The organism is Klebsiella pneumoniae (assembly GCF_000742135.1).
GTDB classification, from domain to species: Bacteria; Pseudomonadota; Gammaproteobacteria; order Enterobacterales; family Enterobacteriaceae; genus Klebsiella; species Klebsiella pneumoniae.
In genome coordinates, this window is the sequence record NZ_KN046818.1 from 1,200,776 (window position 1) to 1,220,542 (window position 19,767).

The window sequence follows — 19,767 nt, forward strand, 5'->3', positions numbered from 1 at the left end:
ATTATCGTTATCGATTTTATTCAGCTATGGTAGCATGACCCACAGTAAAAAGGGTATTAAAAATAACGACAAGGCGCTGTAATGAACCGACAATCCTGGCTGCTCAATCTCAGCCTGCTGAAAACTCACCCGGCGTTTCGCGCCGTTTTTATCGCTCGCTTTATCTCTATTCTGTCGCTTGGCCTGCTGGGCGTGGCCATCCCGGTGCAGATCCAGATGATGACCCATTCGACCTGGCAGGTCGGGCTGTCGGTGACGCTGACCGGGGCGTCGATGTTTGTTGGTCTGATGGTGGGGGGCGTGCTGGCTGACCGCTATGAACGTAAACGCCTGATCCTGCTGGCGCGCGGCACCTGCGGCGTGGGTTTTGTCGGCCTGTGTCTGAACGCCCTGCTGCCGGAGCCGTCGCTGGCGGCGATTTATCTGCTGGGGATCTGGGATGGGTTCTTCGCCTCGCTGGGGGTGACCGCGCTGCTGGCGGCGACCCCGGCGCTGGTGGGGCGGGAAAACCTGATGCAGGCCGGGGCCATCACCATGTTGACGGTGCGCCTTGGCTCGGTGATTTCGCCGATGATCGGCGGCCTGCTGCTGGCCACCGGCGGCGTGGCGTGGAACTTCGGCCTGGCGGCGGCGGGGACCTTTATCACCACCTTAACCCTGCTGCGTCTGCCGCAGCTGCCGCCGCCTCCGCAGCCGCGCGAGCATCCGCTGCGCTCCCTGCTGGCGGGGCTGACCTTCCTCTGCCGGAGCCCGCTTATCGGCGGGATTGCGCTGCTTGGCGGTCTGCTGACCATGGCCAGCGCGGTGCGGGTGCTCTATCCGGCGCTGGCCGGTAGCTGGCAGATGTCGGCCGGACAGATTGGCCTGTTGTACGCCGCTATTCCGCTCGGTGCGGCGCTGGGGGCGTTGACCAGCGGCCAGCTGGCCCAGACGGTGCGGCCGGGCGCGCTGATGCTGGCGACCACGGTGGGATCGTTTGTCGCCATTGCGCTGTTCAGCCTGATGCCGCACTGGGCGTTGGGCGCGCTGTGCCTGGCGCTGTTTGGCTGGCTGAGCGCTATTAGCTCGCTGCTGCAGTACACCCTGATCCAGACCCAGACGCCGGAACATATGCTCGGGCGGATTAACGGTCTGTGGACCGCGCAAAACGTCACCGGCGACGCCATCGGCGCGGCGCTGCTCGGCGGCTTAGGGGCGGTGATGACGCCGGCGGCATCCGCCAGCGCCAGCGGCTGGGCGCTGGCGCTTGTCGGTGTGCTGCTGGTTGGGCTGCTACGCGAGCTGCGCCGTTTCCAGCGCCCGGAAATTGTCAACGAAAGTTAAGTAGGGTGCGCTTGCCCGGTGGCGGCTGCGCCTTACCGGGCCTGGGGTACGGCAGGCCGGTGCAAGCTCAGTAGGCCGGGCAAGCGGAGCGCCGCCCGACAAAGAGTTCAGGCCGCGTACCCGGCCTGATGCCCGGTGGCGGCTACGCCTTACCGGGCCTACGGTACTGGGGGACGCTGGCATTGTAGGCCGGGCAAGCGCCGCGCCGCCCGGCAAAGAGTTCAGGTTGCGTGCCCGGCCTGATGCCCGGTGGCGGCTGCGCCTTACCGGGCCTACGGTCTGGACTGGGGGACGCTGGCATTGTAGGCCGGGCAAGCGCAGCGCCGCCCGGCAAGGTGTGCAGGCCGAGTGCCCGTCCTGATGGCGCAGCCCGCGTTAGCCGAACAGGCTGGAGAGACGCTGGAGCACCAGAAGAGCGCTGTAGTAGTCAAGGCGGAAGGTCTCGGTGCCCAGCGGGTAGACGCGTTTGCCTGCGACCGCCGGGAGATGCGCCAGCAGCGGGTTGGCGTAGATGGCATCCGCATCTTTCTGATCGCCGGCGAACAGGAACAGGCTCTGGCCGTTCAGACCGGCCGCGAGGTTCTCCCCGCCCAGCTGCACGATATCGTGGCGTTTACCCTGGCTATGGCTGGCGGGCAGGCCGCCCGGCAGCGTCGCCAGGCTAAAGCCCAGCTGTTCGAGCATCTGCCCCTGAGCCGATTCCGGCGTCCAGATATTGGCGCTGTGCGCGGCGGCGGTATAGACCAGGGCGGTCACCGGCTGCGGCGGCAGTTTCATTTTTTCTTTTAACGAAACGAGCTGTTTATTGAAGTCGGCAATGCGCGCGCTGGCCTGTTGTTCATGACCGGTGATCTGCCCCAGCTGGGTGAGCAGGGTTTGCCAGCTTTTATCGTCATAGTTGATGACCAGCGTCGGGGCGATGGTTTTAAGCTGATCGTACAGCGGCAGGGCGGAGTCGCCGCCGGTCGCGCTCACCAGGATCAGATCCGGCATCTGGGCGGCCACCGCTTCGGCGCTTGGTTCGCCGATGTACAGCCGCGCCAGCTTGCGGGCTTTGGCAACCTCGCTCCACTGGCGCAGAAAGCCCTGGCTATCGGCGACGCGGTTGTTCGGCGTGGTCGCGCCGCTGGCGACCACCGGAGCGTCAATCGCCAGCAGCGAACCGGTAAGCGTCACGCTGGTGGAGACAATGCGCAGCGGCTGACTCGGCAGGGTATGCGTCCCGTAGCTGTCGGTGACCTGGCGCGGCCAGTCCGCCGCCTGGGCTGAGGTAATTCCTAAAAGCAACAGCATGCCGGTCAGCGCACCGCGGCGGCAGAAAGAAAAGAAGTTCACGTCATCGCATCCTGATTTGAAAGGTGATAAATGCGTCTCATTTTCAACTTTGTGTCAGCAGGATGCAAGCCAAAGTGGCGGCGCCATGACGTAACGCGGTTGACATGGCGGGCAATACCTTTTAGGTTAGCCAACCAAAATATAAATGATAATTATTCTTAATATCTTTATCGTTTTTGGAGGATGATATGGAAACGTCACTGGCTGAGGATGTAAAGAAACCGACCCGGACCCTGTCGCCGGACAGCTTCTTCTTTATGTCGCCGTACCGCAGTTTTACCACTTCAGGCTGCTTCCGTCGCTTCTCACAGCCCGCCGTTGGCGGCGATGCGCTGAACGGCGAGTTCCAGCAGCAGATGGCGGCCGCCTTTGCCGAGGCCCGGGCGGCGGGGATCCGCAAGCCGGTGATGGTCGGGGCTATCCCGTTCGACACCTGTCAGCCTTCCGAGCTCTATATCCCCGAGCGCTGGGAAGCGTTCTCTCGCCCGGAAAAGCAGCGTTCCGCCCGCTATGCCGCGCCGCTGGAGGCGATGGAGGTGGTGGAGCGTCGGGAGATCCCGGAGCAGGACGCGTTTTTAGCCATGGTGGAACGCGCCGCCGCGCTGACCGCCACCCCGGAAGTCGACAAAGTGGTGCTATCAAGGCTTATCGATATTACCACCCGCCACCGCGTCGACAGCGGCGCGCTGATGGAGCGACTGATCGCCCAGAACCCCGCCAGCTTTAACTTCCACGTGCCGCTCTCCGACGGCGGCGTGCTGCTGGGCGCCAGCCCGGAGCTGCTGCTGCGTAAAGAAGGACAGCACTTCAGCTCTCTGCCGCTGGCCGGCTCCGCCCGTCGCCAGCCGGACGATGTGCTGGACCGGGAAGCAGGCAACAGGCTGTTGGCCTCCGGCAAAGATCGCCACGAGCACGAGCTGGTGACCCAGGCGATGAAGAGCGTGCTGGGCCCGCGCAGCAGTCAGCTGTCGCTACCGGAGTCGCCGCAGCTGATTACCACCCCGACGCTCTGGCATCTGGCGACGCCGATCGCAGGCACCGCGCTGGCGGAAGAAAACGCCATGTCGCTGGCCTGTCTGCTGCACCCGACGCCGGCGCTGAGCGGTTTCCCGCATCAGGCGGCGAAGCGCCTGATTGCTGAACTGGAACCCTTCGATCGCCAGCTGTTCGGCGGCATCGTCGGCTGGTGCGATGACGAAGGCAACGGCGAGTGGGTGGTGACTATCCGCTGCGCGCGTCTGCAGCAGCGTACGCTGCGCCTGTTTGCCGGCGCGGGCATTGTTCCGGCCTCCTCGCCGCTGGGCGAATGGCGCGAAACCGGCGTCAAACTGACCACCATGCTTAACGTATTTGGCTTGAACTAAGAGGCAAGGATGATTGCATTTACCCGTTGGCCGGAAGAGTTTGCGGCCCGCTATCGTCAAAAAGGCTACTGGCAGGATCTGCCGTTAACCAATCTGATCACCCGTCACGCGGAAAACGACGCCGTGGCGATTATCGATGGCGAGCGGCAGATTAGCTACCGCCAGTTTAACCAGCTGGTGGACAACCTCGCCTGCTCGCTGCAGCGCCAGGGACTGAAGCGCGGGGAGACCGCGCTGGTGCAGTTGGGCAATGTCGCCGAGTTTTACATGACCTTCTTTGCGCTGCTGCGCATCGGCGTCGCGCCAGTGAACGCTTTGTTCAGCCACCAGCGCAGCGAACTTAATGCCTACGCCGCGCAGATTAAACCGGCGCTGCTGATTGCCGATCGCGAGCACGCGCTGTTTGCTGACGATAGCTTTCTCCACGCGTTTATCGCGGAACATCCTTCCCTGCGCGTCGCACTGTTGCGTAACGACGGCGGCGAGCGCGATCTGGCGACGGAGATTAACCGCCCGGCGGATAACTTTATCGCCAATCCAACCCCTGCCGACGAAGTGGCCTTTTTCCAGCTCTCCGGCGGCAGCACCGGGACGCCGAAGCTTATCCCACGCACCCATAACGATTACGACTACAGTATCCGCCGCAGCAACGAGATCTGTGGGATTAACGCTGAAACGCGCTACCTCAACGCGCTGCCGGCGGCGCATAACTATGCGATGAGTTCCCCGGGTTCGCTCGGCGTCTTCCTCGCCGGCGGGCGGGTGATCCTCGCCGCCGACCCGAGCGCCACGCTCTGTTTCCCGCTGATTGAACAACATCAGATCAACGTTGCCTCGCTGGTGCCGCCGGCGGTCAGCCTGTGGCTGCAGGCGATTCACGAATGGGGCAGCAACGCCCAGTTGCAATCGCTGCAGCTGTTGCAGGTCGGCGGCGCGCGCCTGTCAGCGACCCTCGCCGCGCGCATTCCGGCGGAAATCGGCTGCCAGCTGCAGCAGGTGTTCGGCATGGCGGAGGGGCTGGTGAATTACACCCGCCTTAACGATAGCCCGGAGCGGATCATCAATACCCAGGGCTGTCCGATGTGCCCGGACGATGAAGTGTGGGTAGCGGATGCCGACGGCAACCCGCTGCCGCGCGGCGAAGTGGGCCGCCTGATGACCCGCGGGCCGTACACTTTCCGCGGCTACTACAACAGCCCGCAGCATAACGCGGAAGCCTTTGACGCCGAGGGGTTTTATTGCTCCGGCGATCTGATTTCGATCGACGAAGATGGGTATATCACCGTCCAGGGCCGGGAAAAAGATCAGATCAACCGCGGCGGCGAGAAGATCGCCGCTGAAGAGATCGAAAACCTGCTGCTGCGCCATGAGGCGGTGATCCACGCCGCGCTGGTCAGCATCGAAGACAATCTGCTGGGCGAGAAAAGCTGCGCTTATCTGGTGGTGACCTCGCCGCTGCGCGCCGTCGCCGTGCGCCGCTTCCTGCGCGAGCAGGGGGTGGCGGAATTTAAACTGCCGGACCGCGTGGAGTGCGTTGCCGCGCTGCCGCTGACGCCGGTGGGCAAAGTCGATAAAAAACAATTACGTCAGTGGCTAGCCGAAGGCAAGCTGGGCTGAAGGAGAACAGAGAATGGCAATCCCTAAATTACAGGCATATGCGCTGCCGGAAGCCAGCGATATCCCGGCGAACAAGGTCAACTGGGCCTTTGAGCCGTCGCGCGCCGCGCTGCTGATCCACGATATGCAGGAGTATTTCCTCAACTTCTGGGGCGAAAACAGCGCGATGATGGAGAAAGTGGTGGCTAATATCGCCGCCCTGCGCGACTTCTGCAAACAGAACGGCATTCCGGTGTACTACACCGCCCAGCCGAAAGAGCAGAGCGATGAAGACCGCGCCCTGCTGAATGATATGTGGGGGCCGGGTCTGACCCGCTCGCCGGAGCAGCAGCAGGTGATTGCCGCGCTGGCGCCGGATGAAGACGATACCGTGCTGGTGAAATGGCGCTACAGCGCGTTTCATCGCTCGCCGCTGGAGGAGATGCTGAAAGAGACCGGCCGCGATCAGCTGATCATCACCGGCGTTTACGCCCATATCGGCTGCATGACCACCGCCACCGATGCTTTTATGCGCGATATCAAACCGTTCTTTGTCGCCGACGCGCTGGCAGATTTCAGCCGTGAAGAGCACCTGATGGCGCTGAAATATGTCGCCGGCCGCTCCGGACGGGTGGTGATGACCGAAGAGCTGCTGCCGCTCCCAGCCTCCAAAGCGGCGCTGCGCGCGCTGATCCTGCCGTTGCTCGACGAATCCGACGAACCGCTGGATGATGAAAACCTGATCGACTACGGTCTGGATTCGGTGCGGATGATGGCCCTGGCCGCCCGCTGGCGCAAAGTGCACGGTGATATCGACTTCGTGATGCTGGCGAAAAACCCGACCATCGACGCCTGGTGGGCGCTGCTCTCCCGCGAGGTGCACTAATGGCGGCGCTGGATTTTCGCGGTCAGACCGTGTGGGTGACCGGCGCAGGTAAAGGGATTGGCTATGCCACCGCGCTGGCTTTCGTCGAGGCCGGGGCTAACGTCACCGGGTTCGACCTCGCCTTTGACGGCGAAAGCTACCCGTTTGCCACCGAAACGCTGGACGTCGCCGATGCCGACCAGGTACGCGACCTGTGCGCGCGGCTGCTCAACAACATCGAACGACTGGACGTGCTGGTGAACGCCGCCGGGATCCTGCGCATGGGCGCTACCGACCAGCTGAGCGCGGAAGACTGGCAGCAGACCTTCGCGGTCAACGTCGGCGGGGCGTTCAACCTGTTTCAGCAGACGATGGCCCAGTTCCGTCGCCAGCGGGGCGGGGCGATCGTCACCGTCGCTTCCGATGCTGCGCACACGCCGCGCATCGGCATGAGCGCCTATGGCGCCTCGAAGGCGGCGCTGAAAAGCCTGGCGCTGACCGTAGGCCTTGAGCTGGCGGGCAGCGGGGTGCGCTGTAATCTGGTGTCGCCGGGCTCCACCGATACCGATATGCAGCGCACCCTGTGGGTCAGCGACGATGCAGAGCAGCAGCGGATCCGCGGCTTCGGCGAGCAGTTTAAGCTCGGCATCCCGCTGGGTAAAATCGCCCGCCCGCAGGAGATCGCCAATACCATTCTGTTCCTCGCCTCTTCTCACGCCAGCCATATCACCCTGCAGGATATCGTGGTTGATGGCGGCTCGACGCTGGGGGCGTAAATGGCCTGGAAGCGAGAGCTTACGCTGGCGGCGCTGAACGCCAGCAGCGAAAATACCATGGTGGCGCATCTTGGCATCATCTACACCCGACTGGAAGAGGGGCTGCTGGTGGCGGAGATGCCGGTGGATGCGCGCACGCATCAGCCGTTTGGCCTGCTGCACGGCGGCGCTTCCGCGGCGCTGGCGGAGACGCTGGGCTCGATGGCCGGTTGGCTGATGACCGAAGAAGGGCAGTGCGTCGTCGGGACTGAGCTTAACGCCAGCCATCACCGGGCCGTCTCCAGCGGGAAAGTGCGCGGCGAGTGCCGTCCGCTGCATCTTGGTCGCCAGAGCCAGAGCTGGGAGATTGTGGTGTATGACGAGAAGGGGCGGCGCTGTTGCACCTGTCGTCTGGGCACCGCGGTGCTGGGCTAAGAAGCCGCTGTTTCCCCGGCTTGCGCTGCGCTAAGCCGGGCTACCAAATCGCAAAGCGCTGTAGCCCCGGTAAGCGGCAGCGCCACCGGGGATTTTGAAATCTCCAACACCGACAGTTTCAGCCAGCATGGTGAATAAATTAAAGGCAGGCCGCACGGACCGTAGGTCGGGTAAGGCGTTAGCCGCCACCCGACAAAAAAAACGGCACCGTTCACGGTAACCCTTTCATTCATTTTTCTGCCTTAAGTGATCTCGCTAGCAATGTGAGACAAATCTCTGTGGGTGTACGGCATCTGCGATGTTTCGGTGTTGTTAAATTCTGCGTTGTGATCTAGAAACAAAATGTAACATCCTGATTACCCTACCGGTGGACCACAACAATGAATAATTCAGGGAAATACCTTATCTGGGCGCTGCTCTCCGTCATCGGAGCCTTCGCCCTAGGCTATATCGCTTTAAACCGGGGTGAGCAGATAAACGCGCTGTGGATTGTCGTCGCCGCGGTCTGCGTTTATTTGATCGCGTATCGTTTCTACGGCCTGTATATCGCTAAAACCGTGCTCGGCGTTGACCCGACGCGGATGACGCCCGCGGTGCGGCATAACGATGGCCTCGACTACGTTCCAACCGACAAAAAAGTGCTGTTCGGTCACCATTTTGCCGCCATTGCCGGCGCGGGGCCGCTGGTGGGCCCGGTGCTCGCCGCGCAGATGGGCTACCTGCCGGGGATGATCTGGATCCTCGCCGGCGTGGTGCTGGCTGGGGCGGTACAGGACTTTATGGTGCTGTTTGTTTCGACCCGCCGCGATGGCCGTTCGCTTGGCGAACTGGTTAAAGAGGAGATGGGACCGACCGCTGGCGTCCTGGCGCTGGTGGCCTGCTTTATGATCATGGTGATCATCCTCGCGGTCCTGGCGATGATTGTGGTGAAAGCGCTGACCCACAGTCCGTGGGGGACATACACCGTCGCCTTTACCATTCCGCTGGCGATCTTTATGGGCATCTACATCCGCTATCTGCGTCCGGGACGCATCGGCGAGGTGTCGGTGATAGGCCTAGTGATGCTGGTGTTCGCCATCATCTCCGGCGGCTGGGTGGCGGAAAGCCCGACCTGGGCGCCGTGGTTTGATTACACCGGCGTACAGCTGACCTGGATCCTGGTGGGCTACGGATTTGTGGCTGCGGTACTGCCGGTCTGGCTGCTGCTGGCCCCGCGCGATTATCTCTCCACCTTCCTGAAAATCGGCACCATCGTGGGGCTGGCGATTGGCATCCTGATTATGCGCCCGACCCTGACGATGCCGGCGCTGACCAAGTTTGTCGATGGTACCGGCCCGGTATGGACCGGCAACCTGTTCCCGTTCCTGTTTATCACCATCGCCTGCGGCGCGGTCTCCGGCTTCCACGCGCTGATCTCCTCCGGCACCACGCCGAAAATGTTGGCCAACGAAGGGCAGGCCTGCTTTATCGGCTACGGCGGCATGTTGATGGAATCCTTCGTCGCTATTATGGCGCTGGTGGCGGCCTGTATTATCGATCCGGGCGTCTACTTCGCGATGAACAGCCCGATGGCGGTGCTGGCGCCGGCGGGTACCACCGATGTGGTCGCCTCGGCAGCGCAGGTGGTGAGCGGCTGGGGCTTTAGCATTACGCCTGATACGCTGCATCAAATCGCCAGCGAGGTCGGCGAACAGTCGATTATCTCCCGCGCCGGCGGCGCGCCAACGCTGGCGGTGGGGATGGCCTACATCCTGCACGGCTCGCTGGGCGGGCTGATGGATGTCTCGTTCTGGTACCACTTCGCCATTCTGTTTGAGGCGCTGTTTATCCTGACGGCGGTTGACGCCGGCACCCGCGCGGCGCGCTTTATGCTGCAGGATCTGCTGGGCGTGATTAGCCCGGGGCTGAAAAAAACCAGCTCGCTACCGGCCAACCTGCTGGCGACCGCGCTGTGCGTCCTGGCTTGGGGCTACTTCCTGCATCAGGGGGTGGTCGATCCGCTGGGCGGGATTAACACCCTATGGCCGCTGTTCGGTATTGCCAACCAGATGCTGGCGGGGATGGCGCTGATGCTCTGCGCGGTGGTCCTGTTCAAGATGAAACGCCAGCGCTACGCGTGGGTGGCGCTGCTGCCGACCAGCTGGCTGCTGATCTGTACGTTGACCGCCGGCTGGCAGAAGTCGTTTAGCCCGGACACCAAAGTCGGTTTCCTGGCGATCGCCAATAAATTCCAGGCGATGATCGACAGCGGCAACATTCCGCCGCAATATACCGAATCACAGCTGGCGCAGCTGGTGTTTAACAACCGTCTCGATGCCGGGCTGACCATCTTCTTTATGATCGTGGTGGTGGTGCTGGCGCTGTTCTCGATTAAAACCGCGCTGGCGGCGCTGAAAGAGGATAAACCGACGGCGAAAGAGACGCCGTATGAGCCAATGCCTGAAAACCTGGACGCGATTGAGACCCAGGCGAAAGGGGCGCATTAACCGGTGTGCCGGGTGGCGGCTTCGCCTTACCCGGCCTACATTTCCGATCCTCCCTCTCCCTTTGGGAGAGGCTCGGGGTGAGGGATACAAAAGAGAAATGACTTATGTTTGACACCCTCTCCAAAGCAGGAAAATATTTAGGCCAGGCCGCCAAAATGATGATCGGCGTGCCGGATTACGATAACTACGTCGAGCACATGCGAATAACCCACCCGGATCAGACGCCGATGACTTATGAAGAGTTCTTTCGCGAACGCCAGGACGCGCGCTACGGCGGCAAGGGCGGGGCGAAGTGCTGTTAACCCTCTTTCGGCAGATAGAGGCTGATCTGCTCCTGAGTACAGCCGTAAATCGCCGCCAGCTTCTCGCGGGTGCGCTTTTGCGGACGGGAGTCCAGCGCTTCCAGCTGTGACACCGCGGACTGGCTGATGCCAAGCTTTTCGGCTACCTCCTGCTGGGACATCCCGCGCAGGATGCGCCACGCGGCCTGCAGGCTGACGTTTTCTTTATGCATCACGTCGCATACTTCGCCCGGCAGCATGACGTCATCATAGATATCTGATTCATAAGGAATATCTTCCCAGTCGCTTTCATCCTCTTCGTCGTACTCCAGCAGAGCCAGGCGCATACGAAAGTAATCGCTGTAAGGAATGACGACATACTGGTCTTTTCCTTCTTCATCCTTGATGTACTGAATAGTCATATTCGGTATGTTCCTCATGAAGGTAGGTGGTGGTGGTTCGGCGTTTAACCGCCACGACGTAGCAGGTATCGCCCGGCGGATCCCCAAAGGTGTAGATGACTCTGTAATCACCTAATCGCAGCCGGTAGTGGTTTTCGGGAGAGGACAATTTTTTGATATCCGAGATAGGTGAAGCTTTATCATCCATCTTCTCCAGCCTGGATTTAATGCGGCTCTTATACCGAGTATCGATTTTAGAAAATTGCTTATCTGCCGTTTTTGACCAGACAATTTTCATCCGTCCCTCCACTGTACGCCCACACAAAATATAAGGAAATAATAAGACTATTAGATAAATTCCGAATTCCTTATGGGGTACTGTAGAGCGGAGAAAAACGCAGGTAAGAGGCAAAACGCAACCCGTCGAGGCGGCGCGGAAAGGCCTCTGCCGGGCGACAGAGGCTTGCAGAAAATGTGCGATCAGGCGTTCAATCCGCCATCCACGTCCAGCCCCGTACCGGAGATCTGCCCGGCGGCCGGGCTGGCGAGGAAGGTGACCGCCGAGGCGATGTCTTCCGGCTGGCCGTAGTGGCCGACCGCAATCATCTGGCGCTGGGCTTCCGCCTGTTCTCCGTCTTCCGGGTTCATATCGCTGTTGGTCGGCCCTGGATGGACAAGGTTAACGGTGATCCCGCGAGGGCCTAAATCACGCGCCAGGCCACGGGTCAGGGCGTTGAGGGCGGACTTGGTCATGGCGTAAACCGCGATGCCCGGCATGGCCACGCGGTTAGCCAGACAGCTGCCGATGTTGATGATACGTCCGCCATCGGCCATATGCACCAGCGCTTCCTGGGTGGCGATGACCACCCCACGGATATTGACGTTGATAAGCGCGTCAATGTCCGCCAGCGTCATGGATTCCAGTGGACCGCCGCGGGCTATTCCGGCGTTGTTGACCAGAATGTCCAGCCCGCCGAGGGACCGGGCCGCATGGGTGACGGCATCCTGAATCGCCTGCGCGCTGGCGCTGTCGGCCTGTACCGCTTCGCCGTACCGACCCAGGGCCTTTATTTCATCGGCGACCGCCTGGGCTTTATCGACCGATTTTTCATACGTAATAACCACATCGGCGCCGGCGCGCGCCAGCGACAGCGCGATGGCGCGACCCAACCCACGGCTGGCGCCGGTAACCAGCGCCTTCTTACCTGTTAAATCGATCTGCATGATGACCTCGTTGCGAGAGTGGTGAGCATCATCATTAGGTATAGACGGTCGGGGTGATTAACGGCTGAAGTATTCCACCTTCTCAAACGCCGCGCGCAGAACCTCAGGGGTTAACGTCACCGGTAAATAGTGAATCGACTCGCCCGGGCGCAGGGTATGGGCAATGACCCGGTCCAGCTCTGCGCGGTTATTGATATCGACTTCCAGCGCCGCCAGGGTGGTCGGCAGGTTAAAGCACTGATACGCCTGCACTAACTGCGCCAGCACATCGTCCTGACCAAGCAGGGCGCTCTGTACCAGAATGCCGTAGGCCACTTTGGTACCGTGGAGAAATTTATCCGTCTGCGGCAGCACCGTCAGTCCGTTGTGCACCGCATGGGCGGCGGCGACCCGGGTGTAACGTTCCCCCAGCCCGCCAACCATCCCGCCACCGGCGATAATCGCCTCCACCACATCGCGAAACGCCTGGGTCAGATCGCCGCGGCGCTGGTCCGCCAGCGCCGTTTCGCTGCTGGCCAGCAGCACGTCGCGGATCGCCAGCGCGCCGTTAATCCCCAGCCGCACGGTGAGCGGCAGCGCCTCCGGCTGCGGCGCCAGCACCACGGCCTCATACCATTTGGCTAAGGTGTCGCCAATGCCCGCCAGCAGGTACTCCGCCGGGGCATTGAGAATGATGCGCGGCTCGACCAGCACCAGGAAGTTGGCGTCATCGAAGAGCTCAAAATTCAGGGCCTGTCCGGCGTCGCTGTACCACACCGACAGCGGCGTCCACGCTGCGCAGGTGGCGGCGATAGTCGGGATGGCCACCAGCGGTACCCCCAGGCGGCGGGCGAGCACTTTCGCGCTGTCGAGCAGCGCGCCCCCGCCGACGCCAATCACTACCGCCCGATCGTCACCTGAGGCCTGCACCAGCCCCGCCACGTCGCGTTCGCTGCAGTGGCCGGTAAAGCGGATCTTTTTCGCCTCCGGCAGGTGGAAGGCCGCCGGCAGAAAAGGTTCGGCGCCGGCCAGAGCGCGCTCGCCATAGACCCACACCGCTCGCGAGAGCTGGTCGGCGTTAAAAAAATCGCTCAGCCGCTCAAGGCTGCCAGGATGGGAGAAATAGTTGGCCGGGCCGGGCACGACGCGGATATCGCTGTTGCTCATGGAAGCTGTCCTTATGGGTGTTGGGCTAACCTGATGTTATGTCTGGACATCCAGATGGCTAATATTATTTCGTTGTATCTTATGCTTTTTACGCAGTTGTCAGCCAGCGGCGGCTATGAAAAATTCGTTAAATCAGAAGATTAATTGCCGCACGGGAGCAGTGATGAGCGCGAATCGCCTTGAGATGCATAACATTAGCCTGGCCTTCTCCGGCTTTCAGGCGCTGAACAAGGTGGACTTTACCCTCCATGGCGGGTCGGTGCATGCCCTGACCGGGGCCAACGGCGCGGGTAAGTCGACGCTGATGGCCGTGCTGTGCGGCACCCACGCCCACTATGAGGGCGAAGTGACGATCAACAACCTGCCGGTCACCATTCGTTCGCCGCGGGATGCTAAACAGCTGGGGATCCACCTGGTGCAGCAGGAGGTGGACGTGGCGCTGGTGCCGGGCCTGAGCATTGCCGAAAACATTATGCTGGACAGGCTGGCGGAGCCGGGCATGACCTTCCGCTGGTCGCGGGTTCGGCAGCTGGCGCACGAGGCGCTGGCGCAGCTGGATGTGGCGCTGGACGTCCGGCGCTCCATTGACAGCTGCACGCTCGCCGAAAAACAGCAAATCCTGTTGGCCCGCGCCCTGTCGCACCATTGCCGCTTTTTGATCCTCGATGAACCCACTGCGCCGTTGGATCAGCATGAAAGTGAGCGTCTGTTTGCGGTAGTACGCCGTCTGCAGCATCAGGGGATCGGGGTGGTGTTTATTTCGCATCGTATCCATGAGCTGAAGGCGATCTGCGACACCCTGACGGTGCTGCGCGACGGGCGGCTGATTGAGAGCGGCCCGATGGGGCCGCTGAGCGGCGAACAGATCGTCGAAAAGATGCTGGGCCACGAGCTGAGCGATGTCTTCCCGCCGCCGCGCCCGCCGCACGGCGAAGAGGTGCTGCTGCAGGTTGACGGTCTGCATGATGAGGCGCTGCTGCAGGATATTTCGCTGCGCCTGCGGAAGGGGGAAATTCTTGGTATCGCCGGGCTGGCCGGCGCGGGCAAAACCGAACTGTGCAAAGCGCTGTTCGGCGCCAGCAAAAGCCGGGTGCAGCGTGGCGAGCTGAACGGCCAGCCGTGGCGACCGCGCGATCCAGCCGACTCGGTGGGGCGCGGCCTGGCGCTGGTCCCGGAGGAGCGACGCAAAGAGGGCATTTTCATTGAAGAGCCGATCGCGATGAACCTGGCGGTCAGCGCCGATAACAGCTTTTCGCGCTGGAGCCTGTTTGGCCATCGGCAGGCCTGGCGCTGGGCGGAGGAGGTGATTGCCCGCCTCGGCGTGCGCGCTACCGGTCCCGGTCAGACGCTGCGCCGTCTTTCTGGCGGCAACCAGCAGAAGGTGGCCATTGGCAAATGGCTGCGCGGTGATGCCAACGTTTTGATTTTTGACGAACCGACCAAAGGGGTCGATGTGAAAGCGAAAACCGATCTGTTCATGCTGATCGATGGTCTGGCACGGGAAGGCAAAGGGGTGATTTATGCCTCGGGTGAATTCGCCGAGCTGGTCGGTTTATGCGACCGCATCTGCGTACTGTGGGACGGACGGATCGTAGCGGAGATCCCCGGCGCGGAAGCCCGGGAAGAGACACTGCTTTATTATTCAACCGGAGGAGCGGCAGCGTGAGCAAGGCCCTGGCAGTAAACGCGACGGTATCGGGCCGTCAGCGATTTTTTGATTTTCTCTATAAGTGGGGCATGTTGCTGACCGTGGTGCTGCTGGTGGCGGTCTTTGGCCTCGCCTCGGACAACTTCCTTGACCCGTTCAACATCATCAACATTCTGCGCTCGATCGCGATTGTCACGGTGATTGCCATCGGGGTGTCGATTTCCCTCACCATCGGCGGCTTCGATCTGTCCGTCGGATCGACGGCATCGCTGGCTAACGCGCTGGTGATTTCCCTGTTTGTCTGGCATGGCCTGGGGACCACCGAAGCGATTCTGATAACCCTCGCGCTCTGCACCCTGGTGGGGCTGTTTAACGCCTTTCTGATCGTGGTGCTGCGCATTCCTGACATGCTCGCCACCCTGGCCAGCCTGTTTGTGATTCAGGGCGTGGCAATGACCTACAGCTACGGTGGGTCGATTACCGAAAACATGGTTCTGCCGAGCGGCGAGATGGCGGAGGGGACTATCCCGGCGGCCTTTGGCGCGCTGGGGCAGGTGCCGACCATCGTCATTATCATGCTGGTGGTGACGCTGATCGCCCAGCTGGCGCTGTCGTTCACTACCCACGGACGGCGGATGTACGCCATCGGCGGCAACCCGGAGGCGGCGCGGCTCTCCGGCCTGCGGATCACGCGTTACAAAGTCGCAGCATACGTGATTGCCTCGCTGCTGGCCGGGCTGGGCGGCATTCTGCTGGCCTCGCGCATCGGCTCTTCGCAGGTCAACGCCGGCGGCGGCTATCTGATGGACGCGGTGGCGGCGGCCTGGATCGGCTTTTCGCTGGCGGGCTCCGGTAAACCGAACGCCCTGGGGACGCTGGTGGGGGCGGTGATCCTCGGCGTGCTCTCCAACGGGCTGGTGATGCTCTCGGTGCCGTATTACGCGATGGACATTATTAAAGGGTTGGTGCTGGCTGGCGCGCTGGCACTGACCTATTTTCAGCGCCGTACTTAACATTTTACAGGGTAAACCGCATGAAAAAGATCGCACTCTCTCTGATGACGCTGGGTCTGCTGCAGTCGACGGCGGCGCTGGCCACCGCCCCGACGCCGGTGCCGGCGGCGATTGCCGAACACAACGGCCCGATCCGCATTGCCGTGATCCGCAACCTCGGGTCTGACGATAACACCACCCAGTTTGTCGCCGGGGCGCTGCAGGAAGGCAAAAAGCTCGGTTTCAAAATCAGCACCTTCCTGAGCAACGGCGATGACGCCAAATTCCAGGACTTCGTCAACCAGGCCATCAGCCAGAAATACGATGGCATTATTCTCTCTCAGGGGCGTGACCCGTATTCCACCGCCCTGGTGAAGAAGGCGGTGGACGCCGGGATCAAAGTGGCGGTGTTCGATACCGCGGTAAGCGGTGAGATCCCCGGGGTGACGGTCAGCCAGCAGGATGACGCCTCACTGACCGAGCTCTCTTTTGGCCAGCTGGTGAAAGATTTCAACGGCAAGGCCAACATCGTCAAGCTGTGGGTGGCGGGCTTCCCGCCGATGGAGCGCCGTCAGGCGGCTTACCAGACGCTGCTGAAGCAAAATCCGGGGATTAAAGAGCTGGAGTCGATCGGCGCCGTGTCATCCGATGTGCAGGGCGACACTGCCAACAAGGTGGGGGCGATCCTCGCCAAGTATCCGAAAGGGAAAATTGACGCGATCTGGGGCACCTGGGATGCCTTTAGCCAGGGAGCCTATAAAGCGCTGAAAGAGAACGGCCGCGCCGAGATCAAACTCTACAGCATTGATATTTCCAACCAGGATTTGCAGCTGATGCGCGAAGCCGGCAGCCCGTGGAAGGTGAGCGTGGCGGTGGATCCGAAGCTTATCGGCGCGACCAACGTGCGGCTGATCGCCAACAAGATCGCCGGCGAGCCGACGCCAGCCACCTACGACTTCAAGGCGGCAGCGATTCCCCAGGCGCTGCTGGCGGCCCAGCCGGGAGCGGTAAACGTGGCGTCGCTGGGGAAAATTATCCCTGGCTGGGGCCAGACCGAAGACTTTATCGCGCCGTGGTTCGCGACGCTGGAAGCGAAGAACAAATAAAATCAAGCCGGGTGGCGATGGGCGGCGGCCTGGTGCCCTCGCCCCGGCCCTCTCCGTAGGGAGAGGGGGAAAACCATGCCACCGGGCGAAAGGGATCCCCTATGTCAGCATTACCTTCCCCCGAATACAGCCGCAATATGCGGCTGATTGGCCATAGCGATCAGGGCGGTCGTCCGGACGGCGTGCAGCTGATGGTGCACCGCGGATTCGCCTATATCGGCCATATGGTGTCGCAGGGCTTTTCCGTGGTCGATGTTCGCGATCCGACCCGGCCCACCACCGTCAACTATATTGCCGCGCCGCCGGGCACCTGGAACGTGCATCTGCAGGCGCATGACGATCTGCTGCTGGTGATCAACGCCCGGGATCTGTTTGCCGACGCCCGTTTTGCTGATGAGAAGGTCTACTACACCCGCTCGGTGGGCGACACGGTCAGCGATGTGCAGGACAAGGGCTGGAGCGCCGGGCTGCGCATATTTGATATTTCCACTCCCGCGCAGCCGCGGGAAATCAGTTTCCTGTCGCTTAACGGCATCGGTATTCACCGCATCTGGTACGTCGGCGGGCGCTGGGCGTATGTGTCCGCGCTGATCGACGGTTTTACCGACTACATCTTCCTGACCATTGATCTGGCCGATCCGCGTAAGCCCGAAGTAGCCGGGCGCTGGTGGCTGCCGGGGATGCACCAGGCGGGCGGTGAAACACCGGACTGGCCGCAGGGCAAACGCTATGCGCTGCATCACGCCATTATTGCCGGGGATACCGCCTACGGCAGCTGGCGCGACGGCGGCCTGACGCTGCTGGATGTCAAAGACCGTACCCAGCCGAGGCTGATTAGCCATCGCAACTGGAGCCCGCCGTTCGGCGGCGGAACGCATACCGCGCTGCCGCTGCCGGATCGCGATCTGCTGGTGGTGCTGGATGAAGCGGTGCTCGATAACCAGGAGGACGGCGAGAAGCTGATCTGGCTGTTTGATATCCGCGAGCCAACCAACCCGGTGAGCATCGCCACCTTCCCGCCGCCGGACGAAGCGGATTACGTGGCGAAAGGGGCGCATTTCGGCCCGCACAACCTGCATGAGAACCGGCCGGGGAGCTTTGTCAGCTCAACGCTGATTTTTGCCACGTATCAGAATGCCGGCGTGCGGGCTTACGATATCTCCAACCCGTATCGTCCGCTGGAGACCGGGGCGCTGGTCCCGGCTGCGCCTGAGAGAATGATGGATACCCGTCCCGGCCGCCCGCGGGTGATCCAGTCCTGTGACGTGTTTGTCGATGCGCAAGGCATTATCTACAGCACCGATTACAACGGCGGGCTATCGGTGATTGAGTATCTGGGGTGAGGGTAAGGTAAACGCAAAATTGTACTCGCATGTCTGCCGGGTGGCGGCTTTCGCCTTACCCGGCCTACGAAAGAGTGCAAGATCAAACCGTTATGCGGCTATTTGTAGGCCCGCGCAAGCGCAACGCCGCCGGGCAATCCCAGAAAATGGCACTTTGTTAGGGGGTGCTCCCTCTCCCTGTGGGAGAGGGTTGGGGTGAGGGAAACAGGCGCACTCAGCTGTACTGGCGTACCCGCGCCAGCAGCTCGTCGACGCTGTCGATACGCTCGGCCAGCACGATCAGCGCTCTGCCCAGGGTAATGGCGTGGCGCAGGCACTCATGACGCATGGCGTCGTCCTGGATAGTGTCGATATCCGCGACGTGCGACAGTCCGACGCTGCGGCGGATCAGTTCGCTGCCGCAGAAGCCGACCGCGTCGGCCCACACCTTTTTCAGAAAGGCGGAGGCGTAGCCGGGGTAAGCCAGCGCCGCGTCGCGGGTTTTCTCCGCCGCCAGCGCCTGGAAGCGCTCGGCAAAGGTGGTCCACAGCTGGTGGATGTCGTTCAGCCTCTGCTCGCGCGCGGCGGCGGCATCGCGAATGCCGAGCTGGCCCGGCAGGCCGCAGTAGTTAAGCAGCAGGTTGCCGATGGCGGTGCCGATATCGAAGCCGATGGGGCCGAAGTAGCCGAACTCGGCGTCGATGGCCTTCAGGCTACCTTCGGCAACGAAGATCGACCCGCTGTGGATATCGCCGTGCAGCAGCGCTTCCGCATGGGCAAAGAAACGGTGCTTCAGCGCCGCCACCGCCAGCTTAAGCTGGGCGTCGTCGCGCAGGGCGGCGACATCGGCCTCCAGCTCCGCCGGGTAGTTATTGCGCTCGTGGATCTGATACGGGTCGTTAAAGAACAGATCCTCGGTGATCTCGCACATCGCCGGGTTAATAAACTGCGCCACCTGCGCCTTTTTCTCGTGGGGATGGAGGTAGAAATCGCTGGTGTGGAACAACACCTGCGCCAGATAGTCGCCAAGCTGGCGGGCCGCCTGGGGATAGTAGACGTTAGCGATAAGCTCTCCGCGCCAGATGCGGTGGTCGGAAAGATCTTCCATCACCATCACCGCCAGCTCGGGATCAAAGTGATGGATTTTTACCGTGTGCTGTGGGCTGTGCTGATAGTGGGCGACCAGGGTCTGCGCTTCGAGACGGGCGCGGTCGAGGGTCAGCGGCCAGGATTCGCCGACGCAGCGCACGTAGGGCAGGGCCTGTTTGACGATCGCCCGGCTGACGCCCTGACGATCGAACACTTTAAACACCAGATTGAGGTTGCCATCGCCCACTTCCTGCGCGCTGACCAGCTCAGATGGGTTGTCGATGCCGGCGAACTGTTGCGCGTAAGCCACGGCATCGTGGGCGGTGAAGGTATGGTATTGCGACATTGCCTCGATCCTCGAATTCTGATTAAGCCGTTCAGACGTCTATACTTCTGGAT

18 protein-coding genes are annotated in these 19,767 nt (G+C 61.7%); 12 read left to right on the forward strand and 6 right to left on the reverse strand.

Annotation, left to right across the window (positions count from 1 at the left end; translation table 11 throughout):
• Positions 1–81 precede the first annotated feature (81 nt).
• Positions 82–1,323 (forward strand): enterobactin transporter EntS, encoded by a 1,242-nt coding sequence (entS, locus tag DR88_RS19420; RefSeq protein WP_004147525.1) that lies wholly within the window; start codon positions 82–84, stop codon positions 1,321–1,323.
• 375 nt (positions 1,324–1,698) lie between these two features.
• Here entS and fepB read toward each other — a convergent pair whose 3' ends face one another.
• Entirely contained in the window at positions 1,699–2,658 is a 960-nt protein-coding gene (fepB, locus tag DR88_RS19415) for a Fe2+-enterobactin ABC transporter substrate-binding protein (protein WP_004147526.1), read from the reverse strand.
• A 188-nt stretch (positions 2,659–2,846) separates the two neighbouring features.
• On the opposite strand from fepB, the gene entC reads away from it, so the two are divergent.
• The 7 genes from entC to DR88_RS19380 all read left to right on the forward strand — a co-directional run bounded on the left by entC (position 2,847) and on the right by DR88_RS19380 (position 10,461).
• On the forward strand, positions 2,847–4,022 hold the full coding sequence (entC, locus tag DR88_RS19410; protein ID WP_004147528.1) for an isochorismate synthase EntC: 1,176 nt from the start codon (positions 2,847–2,849) through the stop codon (positions 4,020–4,022).
• A gap of 9 nt (positions 4,023–4,031) precedes the next feature.
• Positions 4,032–5,639, forward strand: coding sequence for a (2,3-dihydroxybenzoyl)adenylate synthase EntE (gene entE / locus DR88_RS19405; RefSeq protein WP_004147529.1), 1,608 nt, complete (start codon positions 4,032–4,034; stop codon positions 5,637–5,639).
• A gap of 13 nt (positions 5,640–5,652) precedes the next feature.
• Complete coding sequence (entB, locus tag DR88_RS19400; protein WP_021313366.1) at positions 5,653–6,504, forward strand: enterobactin biosynthesis bifunctional isochorismatase/aryl carrier protein EntB; 852 nt, start codon at positions 5,653–5,655, stop codon at positions 6,502–6,504.
• A complete protein-coding gene (entA, locus tag DR88_RS19395) occupies positions 6,504–7,259 on the forward strand; it encodes a 2,3-dihydro-2,3-dihydroxybenzoate dehydrogenase EntA (RefSeq protein WP_019705367.1) in 756 nt (251 codons plus the stop codon). The genes entB and entA overlap by 1 nt, the downstream gene beginning before the upstream one ends.
• On the forward strand, positions 7,260–7,673 hold the full coding sequence (gene entH, locus DR88_RS19390; protein ID WP_023302190.1) for a proofreading thioesterase EntH: 414 nt from the start codon (positions 7,260–7,262) through the stop codon (positions 7,671–7,673).
• Positions 7,674–8,053: 380 nt separating this feature from the next.
• Positions 8,054–10,159, forward strand: a complete 2,106-nt coding sequence (gene cstA, locus DR88_RS19385; protein WP_004147532.1) for a pyruvate/proton symporter CstA — start codon at positions 8,054–8,056, stop codon at positions 10,157–10,159.
• 104 nt (positions 10,160–10,263) lie between these two features.
• On the forward strand, positions 10,264–10,461 hold the full coding sequence (locus DR88_RS19380; RefSeq protein WP_002893903.1) for a YbdD/YjiX family protein: 198 nt from the start codon (positions 10,264–10,266) through the stop codon (positions 10,459–10,461).
• Here DR88_RS19380 and DR88_RS19375 read toward each other — a convergent pair.
• The 4 genes from DR88_RS19375 to DR88_RS19360 all read right to left on the reverse strand — a co-directional run bounded on the left by DR88_RS19375 (position 10,458) and on the right by DR88_RS19360 (position 13,211).
• Positions 10,458–10,862: a helix-turn-helix domain-containing protein gene (locus DR88_RS19375; RefSeq protein WP_025862177.1), complete on the reverse strand. Its 405-nt coding sequence runs from the start codon at positions 10,860–10,862 to the stop codon at positions 10,458–10,460. The two genes, DR88_RS19380 and DR88_RS19375, sit on opposite strands and share 4 nt — an antisense overlap.
• Positions 10,837–11,139, reverse strand: a complete 303-nt coding sequence (locus DR88_RS19370) for a type II toxin-antitoxin system RelE family toxin (RefSeq protein WP_004147534.1) — start codon at positions 11,137–11,139, stop codon at positions 10,837–10,839. Before DR88_RS19370 ends, DR88_RS19375 begins: the two co-directional genes overlap by 26 nt.
• A 182-nt stretch (positions 11,140–11,321) precedes the next feature.
• Positions 11,322–12,065, reverse strand: coding sequence for an SDR family NAD(P)-dependent oxidoreductase (locus DR88_RS19365; RefSeq protein ID WP_023316566.1), 744 nt, complete (start codon positions 12,063–12,065; stop codon positions 11,322–11,324).
• Positions 12,066–12,122: 57 nt separating this feature from the next.
• Entirely contained in the window at positions 12,123–13,211 is a 1,089-nt protein-coding gene (locus DR88_RS19360; RefSeq protein WP_004147535.1) for an oxidoreductase, read from the reverse strand.
• Between the two features lie 163 nt (positions 13,212–13,374).
• Between DR88_RS19360 and DR88_RS19355 the strand changes: the two genes are divergently transcribed.
• The 4 genes from DR88_RS19355 to DR88_RS19340 all read left to right on the forward strand — a co-directional run bounded on the left by DR88_RS19355 (position 13,375) and on the right by DR88_RS19340 (position 18,300).
• A complete protein-coding gene (locus DR88_RS19355; RefSeq protein ID WP_032443811.1) occupies positions 13,375–14,877 on the forward strand; it encodes a sugar ABC transporter ATP-binding protein in 1,503 nt (500 codons plus the stop codon).
• A complete protein-coding gene (locus tag DR88_RS19350) occupies positions 14,874–15,872 on the forward strand; it encodes an ABC transporter permease (RefSeq protein WP_004176906.1) in 999 nt (332 codons plus the stop codon). The genes DR88_RS19355 and DR88_RS19350 overlap by 4 nt, the downstream gene beginning before the upstream one ends.
• 20 nt (positions 15,873–15,892) lie before the next feature.
• Positions 15,893–16,957: a sugar ABC transporter substrate-binding protein gene (locus tag DR88_RS19345; RefSeq protein ID WP_004147539.1), complete on the forward strand. Its 1,065-nt coding sequence runs from the start codon at positions 15,893–15,895 to the stop codon at positions 16,955–16,957.
• Between the two features lie 101 nt (positions 16,958–17,058).
• Positions 17,059–18,300 (forward strand): LVIVD repeat-containing protein, encoded by a 1,242-nt coding sequence (locus tag DR88_RS19340; protein WP_004210861.1) that lies wholly within the window; start codon positions 17,059–17,061, stop codon positions 18,298–18,300.
• Positions 18,301–18,514: 214 nt separating this feature from the next.
• Here the strand turns inward: DR88_RS19340 and mtnK are convergent, their stop codons facing one another.
• A complete protein-coding gene (mtnK, locus tag DR88_RS19335; protein WP_004151657.1) occupies positions 18,515–19,714 on the reverse strand; it encodes an S-methyl-5-thioribose kinase in 1,200 nt (399 codons plus the stop codon).
• Between the last annotated feature and the right edge of the window lie 53 nt (positions 19,715–19,767).